The sequence below is a fragment of the Micromonospora sp. C31 genome (assembly GCF_018070575.1).
GTDB lineage: Bacteria > Actinomycetota > Actinomycetes > Mycobacteriales > Micromonosporaceae > Micromonospora.
The window spans coordinates 77,129-91,816 of record NZ_JAGPXN010000023.1 but is presented as its reverse complement, the minus strand read 5'-3'; the positions used below and the strand labels follow the sequence as shown (position 1 = coordinate 91,816).

The following is a 14,688-nucleotide window of genomic DNA, read 5'->3' as shown; positions in this document are numbered from 1 at the left end:
GGGGTGGGTGGGGTGGGGGGGGAGGGCAGGGTGGTTAGCGGCGGGGGCCCAGGGCGGCGTTGACGGCGCTGGCCAGGGCGGCCACGACCAAACCGACCGAGGGGCGGACCACGGAGTCGTCCAGGCTGACGGTGCCGGAGAAACCGGAGCCACCCGCGATCTCCTCCAGCCGCTGCCGGGCCTCGCGGGCCGCGTCACCGGCCAGGCCGAGCGCCGGCTCCATCCGCAGGACCGCGACCAGGGTGGCCAGCGCCGCCGTCCGCTCGTCGGGCAGTTCGCCGCTGGCCAGCGCCTCGGCGAGCCGGCGTCGGGTGTCCGCCTCGACGGCGGGGTCGACCGTCGGATAGCGGTGCACGTGGATGAAGCCCAGCTCGGTCTCGTCGACGTCGCGCACCACGCCCTGGGCGCACAGGTCGCCGAGGATCCTGTCGCGTAGGCCGTGTCGCAGCCGCTGCACCCAGGACGAGGGGCTGTGCGGCGTGTCGGCCGCCATGCGGGCGAGCACCCCGTCGACGAGCGGCTCGCCGATGGGCGTCGGATCGACCACCGTCAGGGACCCGTCGGAGTACGCGATCCGCCCGGCCAGGGCCAGTTCGATCAGCACCGCGGCGGCCATCCCCAGGTCGAGGCTGATCCGCGGCATGGTCGCCTTGCCGGTCTCGTCGTCGTACGCGAGGAGAAGCAGCTCTTCGGCGAGCGCAACACCAGTCATGGCCGGAGACGGTAGCGGCTGCGCGCATCCCGCGCACGGACTCGGGCACGGATTCACGCGCAGCCGCACGGTGGACCTCAGAAGCGGGGCATCCCACCGAACTGGCGGTCGCCGGCGTCGCCGAGCCCCGGCACGATGAACATCCGGTCGTTGAGGCCCTCGTCGATCGAGGCGGTGACCAGGCGCAGCGGCAGGCCGGAGCGCTCCAGCCGCTCGATGCCGACGGGCGCGGCGAGCACGCAGAGCACGGTGATGTCGGTACAACCGCGGTCGGCCAGCAGCCGGCAGCAGTGCTCCAGCGAGCCGCCGGTGGCGAGCATCGGGTCGAGCACCAGCACCGGCAGCCCGCTCAGGTCACGCGGCAGCGACTCCATGTAGGCGCGCGGCTCGTACGTCTCCTCGTCGCGGGCCAGGCCGACGAAGCCCATCGAGGACTCCGGCAGCAGGCCGAGCGCGGCGTCGGCCATGCCCAGGCCGGCCCGCAGCACCGGCACGAGCAGCGGCGGGTTGGCCAGCCGGGTGCCCTCGGTGCCGGTGACGGGGGTCTGCACCGGGTACTTCTCGACGGGGAACGAGCGCGCGGCCTCGTACACCAGCATGGTGGTGAGTTCGTGCAGCGCCGCCCGGAACGAGGAGGAGTCGGTGCGCGCGTCCCGCATGGCGGTCAGCCGCGACTGGGCGAGCGGATGGTCAATGACGTGTACGTCCACGATCGCTCAACCTACCGGTCGCCCCGCTCCGGCACCGCGGGTGCGGCCGGAGCAGCGACCTCGCTCACGACCCCACCGCCGACAACCCCGTGACCAAGATCACAGCCCGGTCGGGTGCGTAGACTCCGAGGCATGACGGCGACAGCGACGTCGGCCCGGTCGGAGCTCTCCGAGTTGGGACGATCCGAGACCGCTCTGCGGACCTTCCTGCACGGCCTGCCCGGCGTGGACCAGGTCGGCGCGGAGCAGCGGGCGGCACAGCTCGGCACCCGCTCCATCAAGACCACCGCCAAGGCCCAGGCCATCGACCTGGCGATCCGGATGGTCGACCTGACCACCCTCGAAGGGGCGGACACCCCGGGCAAGGTGCGGGCCCTCGCGGCCAAGGCGCTGCGTCCCGACCCGGCCGATCCTTCCTGCCCGCACGTGGGCGCGGTCTGCGTCTACCCCGCGATGGTCCCGCACGTGGCCGAGGTGCTGCGCGGAAGCGGTGTGCACCTGGCCAGCGTGGCGACCGCCTTCCCCTCGGGGCAGGCCCCGCTGGAGGTCAAGCTCGCCGACACCCGGGCCGCCGTGGCGGCCGGTGCCGACGAGATCGACATGGTGATCAACCGGGGCGCGTTCCTGGCCGGGCGCTACTCCGAGGTCTACGACGAGATCGTCGCGGTCAAAGAGGCCTGCGGCTCTGCCGATGGCGGTCGCCAGGGGCGGCCGGCAGCCCACCTGAAGGTGATCCTGGAGACCGGTGAGCTGGCCACGTACGACAACGTGCGCCGCGCCTCCTGGCTGGCGATGCTGGCCGGCGGCGACTTCATCAAGACCTCCACCGGCAAGGTCCCGGTGGCGGCCACGCTCCCGGTGACGCTGGTGATGCTGGAGGCGGTCCGTGACTTCCGGGCCGCCACCGGGCGGCAGGTCGGCGTGAAGCCGGCCGGCGGCATCAAGACCACCAAGGACGCGATCAAGTACCTGGTGATGGTCAACGAGACCGTCGGCGCGGACTGGCTGGACCCGGACTGGTTCCGCTTCGGCGCCTCCAGCCTGCTCAACGACCTGCTCATGCAGCGCACCAAGCTGACGACCGGCACCTACTCCGGTCCCGACTACTTCACCCTGGACTGAGAGCCGATGTTCGAATACGCACCCGCCCCCGAGTCCCGCTCGGTGGTGGACCTCAAGCCCTCGTACGGGCTGTTCGTCGACGGCGACTTCGTCGACCCGGCCGACGGCGGCACGTTCAAGACGGTCAACCCCTCCTCCGAGGAGGTGCTCGCCGAGGTGGCCGAGGCGGGCGCGCAGGACGTGGACCGCGCCGTGCGCGCCGCCCGTCAGGCGTACGAGCGGGTCTGGGGCCCGATGCCGGGCCGGGACCGGGCGAAGTACCTGTTCCGGATCGCCCGGATCATCCAGGAGCGCTCCCGCGAGTTGGCCGTGCTGGAGTCGCTGGACAACGGCAAGCCGATCAGGGAGTCCCGCGACGTCGACCTGCCGCTGGTCGCCGCGCACTTCTTCTACTACGCCGGCTGGGCCGACAAGCTGGAACATGCCGGCTTCGGCGCGAACCCGCGCCCGCTGGGCGTGGCCGCGCAGGTCATCCCGTGGAACTTCCCGCTGCTGATGCTGGCCTGGAAGATCGCCCCCGCCCTTGCGGCGGGCAACACGGTGGTGCTGAAGCCGGCCGAGACGACCCCGCTGACCGCGCTGCTCTTCGCCGAGATCTGCCAGCAGGCCGACCTGCCCGCCGGCGTGGTCAACATCGTCACGGGCGCCGGTGACACCGGCCGCGTGCTGGTCGAGCACCCGGGCGTGGACAAGGTCGCCTTCACCGGTTCGACCGAGGTGGGCCGGGCCATCGCCCGCGCCGTGGCCGGCACCCGCAAGAAGCTCACCCTGGAGCTGGGCGGCAAGGCGGCCAACATCGTCTTCGACGACGCCCCCGTCGACCAGGCGGTCGAGGGCATCGTCACCGGCATCTTCTTCAACCAGGGGCACGTCTGCTGCGCCGGCTCGCGGCTGCTGATCCAGGAGAACGTCGCCGACCGGGTGCTGGAGTCGCTGAAGCGGCGGATGGCCCGGCTGCGCGTCGGCGACCCGTTGGACAAGAACACCGACATCGGGGCGATCAACTCGGCCGCGCAGCTCGCGCGGATCCGGGAGCTGTCCGACGCCGGGTCCGCCGAGGGCGCCGAGCGCTGGTCGCCGCCGTGCGAGCTGCCGGAACGCGGCTTCTGGTTCGCCCCGACGATCTTCACCGGGGTCACCCAGGCGCACCGGATCGCCCGCGAGGAGATCTTCGGCCCGGTGCTGTCCGTGCTGACGTTCCGCACCCCGGCCGAGGCCGTCGAGAAGGCCAACAACACGCCGTACGGGCTGTCGGCCGGGATCTGGACCGACAAGGGCTCCCGGATCCTGTGGATGGCCGACCGGCTGCGCGCCGGCGTGGTCTGGGCCAACACGTTCAACAAGTTCGACCCCACCTCGCCGTTCGGCGGCTACAAGGAGTCGGGCTACGGTCGCGAGGGCGGCCGGCACGGGCTGGAGGGCTACCTCAATGTCTGAGCGGGTCGCGGTACGCAAGACGTACAAGCTCTTCATCGGCGGGAAGTTCCCGCGCAGCGAGTCGGGACGGTCGTATCTCGTGCAGGACGCCAACGTTTCCCTCGCCTCCCGCAAGGACGCGCGGGACGCCGTGGTCGCCGCCCGCGCCGCCGTGAAGGGCTGGGCCGGGGCGACCGCGTACAACCGGGGTCAGATCCTCTACCGGGTCGCCGAGATGCTGGAGGGCCGGCGCGAGCAGTTCGTCGCCCTCGGCGTGCCCGGCGACGAGGTCGACGCGGCCGTGGACCGCTGGGTCTGGTACGCCGGCTGGTCCGACAAGCTTCCCCAGGTGTACGGCGGCGCCAACCCGGTCGCCGGGCCGTACTTCAACCTGTCGGCCCCCGAGCCGACCGGCGTGGTGGCCGTGGTCGCCCCCGAGTCACCGGCGCTGCTCGGCCTGGTCAGCGTGATCGCCCCGGCGATCGTCACCGGCAACACCGTGGTGGTGGCGACCTCGCCGACGCAGCCCCTCGCGGCGGTGACCCTGGCCGAGGTGCTCGCCACCTCCGACCTGCCCGGCGGCGTGGTCAACCTGCTCACCGGCCGGATCAGCGAGACCGTGCCGGCGCTGGCGGCCCACATGGACGTCAACGCCATCGACCTGACCGGGGTGGCCGACGCCGAGCTGGCGATCGAGCTGGAGGTCAAGGCGGCGCAGAACCTCAAGCGGGTGCTCCGGCCGGCCCCGGCCGACCACGACTGGTCCGCCGACCCGGGCATCACCCGGATGACCACCCTGCTGGAGACGAAGACGGTCTGGCACCCCAAGGGGGTGTGACTGTTCTGTCCTGGGGGTTTTCCGGGGAGCCCCGCCCGCTCCGGGCGGTCAGGCTTGATCCCTGCGCGGGCGGGGCTCCCCGGAAAACCGACCGTGGACAGGTTCGTGGGAGAGCTCGGCTCGGGTGTGCCGCCTTGGGAGGGCTCAGCTCCGGTGTGCTGCGCGAGGTGGGTCTACTACCGGGGGTAGGATTGCGGCGTGACTCGGCTTGGTGATCTCGAACGCGCGGTGATGGACGTCTTGTGGGACTCGGTCCCGGGCACGTCGGGTGGGATCACCGTGCGCGAGGTGGCCGACGCGCTGGACGGGCGCGAGCTGGCGTACACGACGGTGATGACCGTGCTGGACCGGCTCGCCGGCAAGGGCATGGTGCAGCGCGAGCGGGAGGGGCGGGCCTGGAGTTACCGGGCCGCCGCCAGCCGCGAGGCGTACATCGCCCGGCTCATGCTCGACGCTCTCGACCTCGGCGGCAGCCGCGACGCCGCGCTGGTGCGCTTCGCCCGTTCGGTGACCGGCACGGAGGCCGAGGTGCTGCGCGCCGCCCTCGGGGCCGAGGCCGGGGGGACCGGGCACGACGGTGACGCGCTGACCGACCGGGTCGACGCGCCGTCGGTCGACGGGCTCGGTCTGCCGCCCCGGGCCGACAAGGCAGCGGACCGGTAGGGCGGCGGTCGTGGCGTACGCCCTGCACTTCGCCGCGTCGATGCTGGCCTGCTGGCTGACCGCGCAGGTGCTCGCCCGCTCCACCTGGACGTGGCGCAGCCCCCGGGTGGCGATCGTCTGCTGGCAGGCGGTCGGGCTGGCCCTCGGGCTCTCCGCCATGGGCGTGCCGATGGCGCTGGGCCTGGCCGCCTACGACCGGCCGACCGGCAGCGCGCTGGTCGCCCTCGCCACGGACCTCGGCCACGGCACCCTGCCCGTCGGGCTGGGCGCGCCGCACCTGGCCGCCGTCGGGGTGGGCTTCGGCATCGGCGCGGTCCTGCTGGCCACGACCGTCCGCAGCGTCCACGGCACCGTACGCGCCCAGCGCCGGCACCGGGACCTGCTCGCCCTGGTCGCCCGCCGGGACCCGACGGTGCCCGGGGCGCTGGTGCTCGACCACCCGGGCGCAGCGGCGTACTGCCTGCCGGGGATGAAGCCCCGGGTGGTGGTCAGCGCGGGCACCCTCGACCTGCTGGATCCCGCCGAGTTGGCGGCCGTGCTCACCCACGAGCGGGCGCACGCCCAGGAACGGCACGACCTGGTGCTGCTGCCGTTCACCGCGCTCAGCCGGGCGCTGCCCTGGTTCGCCTGGGTCCGCGAGGCGCACGCGCGGGTCGCCCTGCTGGTCGAGATGCGGGCCGACGACAAGGCCCGGGAGGCGCACGCCGACGCCCCGCTCGCCGGTGCGCTGCGCCGGTTCGCCGCCGCCGGCAACCGGATCACGCCGGCCGGCACCCTCGGGATGGGCGACCGGGACCTCGACGTACGGGTGCAGCGGCTCATGGTCGCCGACCGGCCGCCCCGGCTGCTCGGGACCGTCGCGCTGGCCGTGGCGACCACCGTGGCCGCCCTGCCTATCTCCCTCTTCCTGAGCTGACCCCGGGCCCCGCCCCGCATCGGTTGTGGCTGCCCCTCCCCGGGGAGCCGGTCCCGTTCTTCCCGGGGTTACCACGGCGTGGAGCGCGTCCGGCCATGCTGGGGCGGGACCCGCCCGGTGGCGACGCGCCCTACACCTCCCCCACAACTACTACAAGTCGTCGTAGAATCTCCCGCGCCGGACCGCGGTAGCGACCATGCGTAGGCAATCTACGTGTAGGCTCCCTACGACAACTGAGCCAATCGTTCGGAGAGCCGGCCATGGACACCCTGCTCCTCGCCCGCCTGCAGTTCGCCACCACCACCTCGATCCACTTCCTCTTCGTGGTGGTCACCCTCGGGCTGGTGACCCTGCTGGTCTACCTCCAGACCGCCTGGCTGATCACGAACAAGCCGGTCTACGAGCGAATGACCCGGTTCTGGGGCCAGCTCTACGTGATCAACTACGTGCTCGGCATCGCCACCGGCATCGTGATGGAGTTCCAGTTCGGGCTGAACTGGAGCGGGCTGTCGCGCTACGTCGGCAACGTCTTCGGGGCGCCCCTGGCCATCGAGACGCTGGTCGCGTTCTTCCTGGAGTCGACGTTCCTCGGCATGTGGATCTTCGGTTGGCACCGGCTGCGTCGGGGCGTCCACCTCGCCCTGCTCTGGGGCGTCGCCATCACCGCGTACGCCTCGGCGTTCTGGATCATGGTGGCGAACTCCTGGTTGCAGAACCCGGTCGGCTACGAGGTGCGCGACGGCGTCGCGCACCTCACCGACTTCTCCGCGCTGCTGGACAACCCCACCTTCCGCGTGGCCCTCGGGCACGTCGTCACGGCGGCGCTGCTCGTCGGCGGGATGCTGATGGCGGCGGTCAGCGCGTGGCACCTGGTCCGGCGCACCGACGACTTCACGCTGCACCGCAAGGGGCTGCGCATCGGCCTGATCACCTCGGCGGTGGCGATCTTCTTCGTGCAGGGCTTCGGCTTCGCCCAGTTCTTCGCGATCAGCGACGTGCAGCCCACCAAGTTCGGCGACGACCCCGCCGCCGCGCCGCTGATCGCCGAATGGACCGCCCGGTTCGGCCCCGGCGACTACACCCCGCCGGCCCTCGCCGACGTCGGCCTCGGCTTCATGATCCTGATCGGCTTCACCCTCGGCCTGCTCTGGCTGCTGCTCCCGCTGCTGTGGCGGGACTGGATCATCCGGCTGCGCGTCCCGCTGTGGATCCTCCAGTTCGCCCTGCCGCTGCCCTTCGTCGCGGCGATCCTCGGCTGGATCGCCCGCGAGGTCGGCCGCCAGCCCTGGGCCGCGTACGGGCTGCTCCCCGTGGACCAGGCGGTGTCGCCGGTCAGCCCCTGGCTGATGCTCAGCTCGCTGATCGGCTTCAGCCTGCTGCTCGGCGCCCTCGCCGTCACCAACTGGGTGCTGCTGGCCCAGCACGCCGCCCGGGGCGCGCACGACCCGGCCCTGGGCCGGCAACCGGACCAGCCGCCGGCCGACCCCCACCCCGAGCCCGCCTTCGCCTGAGGAGACGACCGTGGAACTCGCCTGGTACGCCCTGCTCGGCCTCTTCTTCGCCGGCTACCTGGTGCTCGGCGGCTACGACTACGGCGTCGGCCTGCTGCTCGCCCGGGACACCGACCCCGCCCGCCGCCGCGCCGCGCTCAACGCGGTCGGCCCGTTCTTCCTCGGCAACGAGGTCTGGCTGGTGGCCGCCGTCGGCATCCTGTTCGGCGCCTTCCCCCTGCTGGAGGGGGAACTGCTCGCCGGCTTCTACCCGGCGGTGCTCGGCGCGTTGACCGGGGTCGTCCTGGTCACCGCCGGGGTGCAGCTGCGCAGCCGACCGGCCGGGCAGCGCGCCCGCGTCTGGTGGGACCGGGTCGTGGTCGTCGGCAGCGTGCTCGCCGCGCTCGGCTGGGGCGCCGTGCTGGCCGGGCTGCTCCAGGGCGTACCGCTGCACGCCGACGGCCACGTCGCCGGGGTGAGCCACCTCTTCACCCCGTTCGTGGCCGCCGCCGGGCTCGCCCTCGTCGCGCTGGTCGCCCTGCACGGTGCGACCTTCCTCACGCTGCGGCTGCCCGCCGCCGACGCCGGGCCGGTCGGGCGACTGGCCGCCCGGCTCGTCCCGGTGGCGCTGACCGCCGTCGGCGCGGCCACCGTCCTCGGCCTGCTCTCCGCCGACGTACGCACCGCCGCACAGCAGCCGCTGGTGGGCGTACTGCTGCTGTCGTTGCTGGTCACGGCGCTGCTGGTGGCCCGGGCGGCGCTCGCGCGGCGGCGGCCGGGGGTGGCCTTCGCCGCCACCTGCGCGGCCCTGGCACTGCCGGTGGCGCTGGCCGGCGCGACCCTGTGGCCCTACGCGCTGGTCTCCACGGTCGACCCGGGCGCGTCACTGACCGTGGCCGACGCGGCGGCCAGCACGCCCACGCTGCGGCTGCTGGGCTGGGTGACGCTGCCGCTCCTGCCGGCCCTACTAGGCTTTCAGGCGATGTGCTGGTGGGTGTTCCGGGGACGGACCGACGGCAGGGCACCGGTGTACTGGTGAACCGCCGTCCCTTCGACCCGCGTCTGCTGCGCCGGGTCCCGGGGACCCGGCGCGACCTCGCCGTGCTCGCACTGCTCGGCGTGCTGGCCGCGGGGTTGGTCGTCGCGCAGGCCACGGCGCTGGCCGCGCTGCTGGCGACCGCGTTCGAAGGGCGACTGGACCGGCCCGCGCTGGCGGGCTTCGCCGCTGCGGTGGCCGCCCGCTCGCTGCTGGTCTGGGCGCAGGGCACGGTGTCGGCGCGGGTCGCGGCGACGGTCAAGGCGGCGCTGCGGGCCGACCTGCTCGGAGCGGTCGGGCGGCACGGCCCCGGCTGGGTCGCCGGCCAGCGCGCCGGGCAGCTCGCCACGCTGACCGGGCGCGGGCTGGACGCGCTCGACGCCTACTTCACCGGCTACCTGCCGCAGCTCGTGCTCAGCGTCACCGTGCCGGCCGCCGTGCTGGCCCGGATCTTCGTCGCCGACTGGAGCTCGGCGCTGATCATCGCGGTGACCCTGCCGCTGATCCCGATCTTCGGCGCGCTGCTCGGCTGGCAGGCGCAGGCCGCCACCGAGCGGCAGTGGCGACGGCTCTCCCTGCTCGGCGGGCACTTCCTCGACATGGTGGCCGGGCTGCCCACGCTGCGCGCGTTCGGCCGGGCCCGGGCGCAGACCGAGATGGTCCGCCGGATGGCCGACGGCCACCGGATCGCGACCATGAAGACGCTGCGGATCGCCTTCCTGTCCGCCCTGGTCCTGGAGCTGGTGGCCACCCTCTCGGTGGCGCTGGTCGCCGTGCCGGTGGGCGTACGGCTGCTCGGCGGCGGGCTGACCCTCCAGACCGCGCTGCTGGTGCTGCTGCTCACCCCGGAGGCGTACCTGCCGCTGCGGGCGGCCGGCGCCCGGTTCCACGCCAGCATGGAGGGGCTCACCGCGCTGGACGAGGCGCTCACCCTCTCCGCCGCCGCCCCCGCGCCGGCGCGCGGCGAGGTAGCGCCCACCCCCGACGGCCGCGGCGAGATCCGGTTCGAGGCGGTGACCGTCGAGTACGAGCGGACCACCGCCCTGCGCGACGTCACGCTGACCATCCGGCCGGGCGAGCGCGTCGCCGTGATCGGGCCGAGCGGAGCCGGCAAGAGCACTTTGCTCGGCCTGCTGCTCGGTTTCGTCACCCCGACCGCCGGCCGGGTCACCGTGGGCGGGGTGGACCTGGCCGACGCCGACACCGACGGCTGGCGCCGCCAGGTGGCCTGGGTGCCGCAGCGCGCCCACCTCTTCGCCGCCTCGCTGGCCGACAACATCCGCCTCGGCACCCCGGCCACCCCGGACGCGGCGCTCGCCACGGCGGTCCACGACGCCGCCCTGGACGACGTGGTCGCCGAGCTGCCCGACGGGCTCGCCACCGTGCTCGGCGAGCGCGGGCACGGCCTGTCCAGCGGGCAGCGGCAGCGGGTCGCGCTGGCCCGCGCGTTCCTGCGGGACGCGCCCGTGGTGCTGCTCGACGAGCCGACCGCCCGGCTGGACACCGCCGCCGAGGCCGTCGTCCTCGACGCCGCCCGCCGGCTGGTGGCCGGCCGGACGGCGCTGCTGGTGGCACACCGACCGGCGCTGCTCGCCGACGCGGACCGGATCCTGCGGGTCGAGGACGGCCGGGTCACCGAGCTGACGCCCACGGCGGCCGGGGAGGCGACCCGGTGACCGACGAACAGACCCCCGCCGGCGCCCGGCCCGAGAGCCGCCCTGACGGCACACCCGGCACCGACGCCGGGCCGGCGGACGGCGGCGGACGGTCCACGCCGGGTCGCACCGGCTCCCCCGAGCGGGCCGTGCTGCGGCTGGCCCGGCCGTACCTGAACCGGCTGCTCGGCGCGGGGCTGCTCGCCGCCGCCACCGAGTTCGCCGGCCTCGCCCTGATGGCCACCGCGACCTGGCTGCTGATGAGCGCCGCCGGCCGGCCCCCGCTGGACCGCCTCACCGTGGCGATCGTGGCGGTCCGGGCGCTGGCGATCAGCCGGGGCGTACTGCGCTACACCGAACGGCTCGCCGGGCACGACGCCGTGCTGCGACTTGTCACCGACGTCCGGGCCCGGGTCTTCGGCACCCTCGCCGCCCGCACGGCGGCACGGCAGCGCTCCGGCGACGCGCTGAGCCGGCTCGTCTCCGACGTGGAGGCCGTCCAGGACCTGCTGCTGCGGGTGCTGGTGCCGGCCTCGGCAGCGGCGCTGGTCAGCCTGCTCGCGGTCGGCGGGGCGGCGCTGATGTCGCCGGCCGCCGCCGGGGTGCTCGCGGGCGGGCTGCTGCTCGCCGGGGTCGCGCTGCCCGCGCTGGCCACCGCGCTGACCCGGCGTGCCGCCGCGGAGCTGGCGCCACTGCGCGGCGCCCTCGCCACCGACGCGGTCGACCTCACCCACGGCGCCGCCGACCTGGCCGCGTTCGGCGCCACCGGGCACGCGCTGGAGGCCGCCGGGGTGCGGGCCCGACGGCTGGCCCGGTTGGAGCGGCGGCTCGCCGCCACCGGCTTCGCCGTCGACGCGGCCGGGGTGCTGGTGGCCGGGCTGACCGCCGGCGCGGTGGTGCTCGCCGCGCTCGCCGGCGGCGTGGACGGGGTGCTCGTCGGCGTCCTGGCGGTCGGCACGCTCGCCGCCGTGGAGATCGCGCTGGCGCTGGTCGGGGCCGCCCGGCAGTGGACCCAGCTCCGGACCGGCCTGACCCGGGTGGCCGCCCTGCTGGAGGCTCCGGTCGGCCCGGGGCCGTCCGGCGGCACGGAGGTCGGCCCGGGGCCGTACGAGGTGCGGTTCGAGGAGGTCACCGTCCGGTACCGGGAGGGTGCCCGGCCCGCCCTGGACGGGTTCAGCCTGGACCTGCCGCCCGGCCGCCGGGTCGCGGTTGTCGGGCCCAGCGGCGCCGGCAAGAGCACCCTGGCCGGCGTCCTCACCGGCGCGGTGCGCCCCGCGCGCGGACGGATCACCCTGGACGGGCGGGAGCTGTCGGCGTACCGGGGCGAGGAACTGCCCCGCGCCGTCGGCGGACTGCTCGCCGAGGCGTACGTCTTCCACGCCTCCGTGCGGGAGAACCTGCTGCTCGGGCGGCCCGGCGCCGACGAGGAGGAGCTGACGGCGGCGACCGCGGCGGCCGGGCTGCTGGGCTGGGTACGCGAGCAGCCCGACGGCTGGGACACCGTGGTCGGCGAGGAGGGCGGCCAGCTCTCCGGCGGCCAGCGGCAGCGGCTCGCGCTGGCCCGGGCGCTGCTCGCGGCGCCGGGCGTGCTGGTGCTCGACGAGCCGACCGAGGGGCTCGATCCCGCCGCCGCCGACGCGGTGCTCGCCTCCGCGCTGGCGGCCACCCCGAACGGGCACTCCGTGCTGCTGATCAGCCACCGGCTCAGCGGGCTCGCCGGGCTGGACGAGATCGTGGTCCTCGACGCCGGGCGGGTGGCCCAGCGCGGCCGGCACGCCGAACTGGTCGCCGCCCCCGGCTGGTACCGGGACCAGTGGCTGATCCAGGAGGCGGCCGAGCGCGGATACCTGGCGCTGCGTCCCTGACCCGCCCGCCCGGTTCCGGGTCGGGCCAGGGTTCTCCCCGACGCCGTCCGGCGGCGGCCGGTGGCAGGGTGGGGCCATGCGGGGCGAGGACGACGCGACCATCGTGGAGGAACGGCTGCGGGAGCTGGCCGCGCACCTGCGGGGGCCGCGGCGGCTCAAGTCCGACCTGCTGACCGAGGCGCGGCACGGGCTGCTGGACGCCGTCGACGCGTACCGGGCGGACGGGCTGCCGGCGACGGAGGCGCAGCGCCGGGCGGTGGCCGAGTTCGGCTCGCCGGCGCAGCTCGCCCCGGCCTACCAGGCGGAGCTGGCGGCGGGTGCCCTGCGCGGGCTGTCGCTGCGGGTCGTCACGCTCGCCACGGTCGCGCTCGTCGCCGGCGACCTCACCTGGCAGGGGTCGAGCTGGGGCGGATCCCCGCCGCCGGCCGCCTACCAGTGGCTGTCGTCGTCGGTGGGCTGGATCTGGGCGGCGGCGTTCGGGCTGGCCGCGATCGGGCTGCTGCCGGCCGGCCGGTCGGCGCTACGCGGCGCTGCCGCGGACCGGGCGGTGGGCGCGGCCCTCACCGGGATCCTCGCCCTCGGCGTGCTGGCCGGCTCGGCGCTCTTCGCATGGTCGATCGGTCTCTGGGACGCCGCGCTCACCTGGCCGCCCATGATCATCGGAGCGGTGGTGGCCGCCACCGGCTATCTCTGGCTCGGCCGCGCCGCCCGCACCTGGCTGCTCGCCGCCCGTTGAGCCCCGAGCGCGATCCTGCCGCCCCGTGCGAGGCCGGGCGCGCGTCGGCCGACGGGATGCGGTTGGCGCGGCCGGCGGGACCGGGGGCGCGGCCGGCGGCGGTCAGGCCGGCACCGCCGGCGGGGGGTCGGTGTCGAGGAAGCGGCCGACGGTGGAGCGGAACTCGTGCCACCCGGACCGCTCGCCGGCCAGCGCCCGCCGGCCCTCGTCGGTGAGTTGGTACGTCCGCCGCTCCCGCCCGTTGACGGTGCTCCAGGTGCTGGCCACGTGGCCGGCGCGCTCCAGCCGGCGCAGCGCCGGGTAGACGGTGCCGGTCGGCAGGTCGAGCTGACCGTCGCTGCGGTTGCGCAGCGCCTCGATGATCGCGTAGCCGTGCAGCGAACCCTGCTCGAGCACCGCGAGCAGCAGCGCGTCGAGGTGTCCGTGCAGCGCCTGGGCCTTCATGCGTAGGAACGCTACTTGTCGGCGGCCCGCTCCGCCACCGGGGTGCGGGCACCGGTCTTCCGGAGACGCCCACTAGGGTGTGTGCCCAGAGTCACTCGTCGGCGGCGGACGCCGGCGGGTGGGCAACCCGAAGCACACGGAGGTCAGCGTGGCCCGCCAGTCGCCCCAACGGCCCGACGCCGACGAGCCCGAGCTCGACGACGCCGACGCCCCGGCCGAGTCCGGCACCGCATCCGTCTCGACCGAGGCCGCCCGCGCCCTCTGGGACGAGCTGCGGATCGACCCGGTGGAGATCGCGTTGCCCGCCGGCACCGGCTACACGCTGCGGGCCTACCGGCCGGCGCGGGAGCTGACCCCGACCGATGTCGCCGAGCGCGACCAGGACGACCCGTTCCTGGCCCGCCGCCAGGTCACGCAGGAGGACGAGGATGACGACGACGAGGCCGTCGTCATCCTCGACGACGACGTCGCCCAGGAGTTCGCCGAGAGCGACGAGGAGGAGGCCAAGGGCCGCCGCCGCGACGCGACCGACGACGAGGACGCCGACGACAAGGACGAGGACGAGGCTGGCGACGAGGAGGTGCCGGTCTTCCTCAGCCACCGCGGGAAGCTGCTGCTCTTCAGGACGCCCGAGTCCCTGGTCAGTTTCGTCCGTTCCGGGGCGCCCAACGACCTGTCTCAGCTGGACAGCTGGAATGAACTGTCCGAACGGGTGGAGCCGGCCGACATCGCGCCGCTCGACGAGGACGTCTACGAGCTCGACCTGGTGGTGGAGAACCTCCGCGGCGGGCACGACAGCTGGGACCCGACGCTGCTCATCGAGGCCGGCGAGGTGGCCCGCGACCTGGCGTACGCGCTGCGGCTGCCCGCGGTGCTGGACATGCTCTCCGCCGGCTCCAGCCTCGACAACCTGGACGAGGCGCTGCGCGCCACCGTCGACGGCGGCGTCGGCGGGTTCTTCGGCAGGCGCAGACTGAAGAAAATCGGGGCACAAACCGCAAGTCTGGGTTGGCGCACCATTGTCGGGAAGATCTCTGCGGTCGTGGACTGGCGCGACTGACCCTTTACGGGGAGCATCAGTCTTC

The 14,688-nt window shown here is 74.6% G+C and carries 14 protein-coding genes; 11 read left to right on the top strand and 3 right to left on the bottom strand.

Annotation, left to right across the window (positions count from 1 at the left end; all coding sequences use genetic code 11):
* Nucleotides 1–34: 34 nt before the first annotated feature.
* On the bottom strand, nt 35–712 hold the full coding sequence (locus tag KBX06_RS24645) for a GPP34 family phosphoprotein (RefSeq protein ID WP_210839124.1): 678 nt from the start codon (nt 710–712) through the stop codon (nt 35–37).
* Between the two features lie 77 nt (nt 713–789).
* Complete coding sequence (gene upp / locus KBX06_RS24640) at nt 790–1,422, bottom strand: uracil phosphoribosyltransferase (protein WP_089002050.1); 633 nt, start codon at nt 1,420–1,422, stop codon at nt 790–792.
* Between the two features lie 132 nt (nt 1,423–1,554).
* Here upp and deoC point away from each other — a divergent pair, with 132 nt between their 5' ends.
* From deoC to KBX06_RS24590, 10 genes are all read left to right on the top strand, one after another.
* Nucleotides 1,555–2,544: a deoxyribose-phosphate aldolase gene (gene deoC, locus KBX06_RS24635; RefSeq protein ID WP_210839122.1), complete on the top strand. Its 990-nt coding sequence runs from the start codon at nt 1,555–1,557 to the stop codon at nt 2,542–2,544.
* A gap of 6 nt (nt 2,545–2,550) precedes the next feature.
* Complete coding sequence (locus KBX06_RS24630) at nt 2,551–3,981, top strand: aldehyde dehydrogenase family protein (RefSeq protein ID WP_210839120.1); 1,431 nt, start codon at nt 2,551–2,553, stop codon at nt 3,979–3,981.
* Nucleotides 3,974–4,798: an aldehyde dehydrogenase family protein gene (locus tag KBX06_RS24625; RefSeq protein WP_210839118.1), complete on the top strand. Its 825-nt coding sequence runs from the start codon at nt 3,974–3,976 to the stop codon at nt 4,796–4,798. Before KBX06_RS24630 ends, KBX06_RS24625 begins: the two co-directional genes overlap by 8 nt.
* 198 nt (nt 4,799–4,996) lie before the next feature.
* Entirely contained in the window at nt 4,997–5,461 is a 465-nt protein-coding gene (locus KBX06_RS24620; RefSeq protein ID WP_210839116.1) for a BlaI/MecI/CopY family transcriptional regulator, read from the top strand.
* A gap of 10 nt (nt 5,462–5,471) precedes the next feature.
* Nucleotides 5,472–6,377, top strand: a complete 906-nt coding sequence (locus tag KBX06_RS24615; protein ID WP_210839114.1) for a M56 family metallopeptidase — start codon at nt 5,472–5,474, stop codon at nt 6,375–6,377.
* Between the two features lie 260 nt (nt 6,378–6,637).
* On the top strand, nt 6,638–7,888 hold the full coding sequence (locus KBX06_RS24610; protein WP_210839112.1) for a cytochrome ubiquinol oxidase subunit I: 1,251 nt from the start codon (nt 6,638–6,640) through the stop codon (nt 7,886–7,888).
* Between the two features lie 10 nt (nt 7,889–7,898).
* Nucleotides 7,899–8,906, top strand: a complete 1,008-nt coding sequence (locus KBX06_RS24605) for a cytochrome d ubiquinol oxidase subunit II (protein ID WP_210839110.1) — start codon at nt 7,899–7,901, stop codon at nt 8,904–8,906.
* Nucleotides 8,903–10,579, top strand: a complete 1,677-nt coding sequence (gene cydD / locus KBX06_RS24600; RefSeq protein ID WP_210839108.1) for a thiol reductant ABC exporter subunit CydD — start codon at nt 8,903–8,905, stop codon at nt 10,577–10,579. Before KBX06_RS24605 ends, cydD begins: the two co-directional genes overlap by 4 nt.
* Nucleotides 10,576–12,423, top strand: coding sequence for a thiol reductant ABC exporter subunit CydC (cydC, locus tag KBX06_RS24595; RefSeq protein WP_210839106.1), 1,848 nt, complete (start codon nt 10,576–10,578; stop codon nt 12,421–12,423). Before cydD ends, cydC begins: the two co-directional genes overlap by 4 nt.
* Nucleotides 12,424–12,499: 76 nt before the next feature.
* The gene (locus tag KBX06_RS24590) at nt 12,500–13,159 is read left to right on the top strand and encodes a permease prefix domain 1-containing protein (protein WP_210839104.1); all 660 of its coding nucleotides are present in this window, start codon (nt 12,500–12,502) and stop codon (nt 13,157–13,159) included.
* A 102-nt stretch (nt 13,160–13,261) separates the two neighbouring features.
* Here the strand turns inward: KBX06_RS24590 and KBX06_RS24585 are convergent, their stop codons facing one another.
* The gene (locus KBX06_RS24585; protein ID WP_210839103.1) at nt 13,262–13,603 is read right to left on the bottom strand and encodes a PadR family transcriptional regulator; all 342 of its coding nucleotides are present in this window, start codon (nt 13,601–13,603) and stop codon (nt 13,262–13,264) included.
* A gap of 118 nt (nt 13,604–13,721) precedes the next feature.
* Here KBX06_RS24585 and KBX06_RS24580 point away from each other — a divergent pair, with 118 nt between their 5' ends.
* Complete coding sequence (locus tag KBX06_RS24580; RefSeq protein ID WP_210839101.1) at nt 13,722–14,663, top strand: DNA primase; 942 nt, start codon at nt 13,722–13,724, stop codon at nt 14,661–14,663.
* Nucleotides 14,664–14,688: the final 25 nt, after the last annotated feature.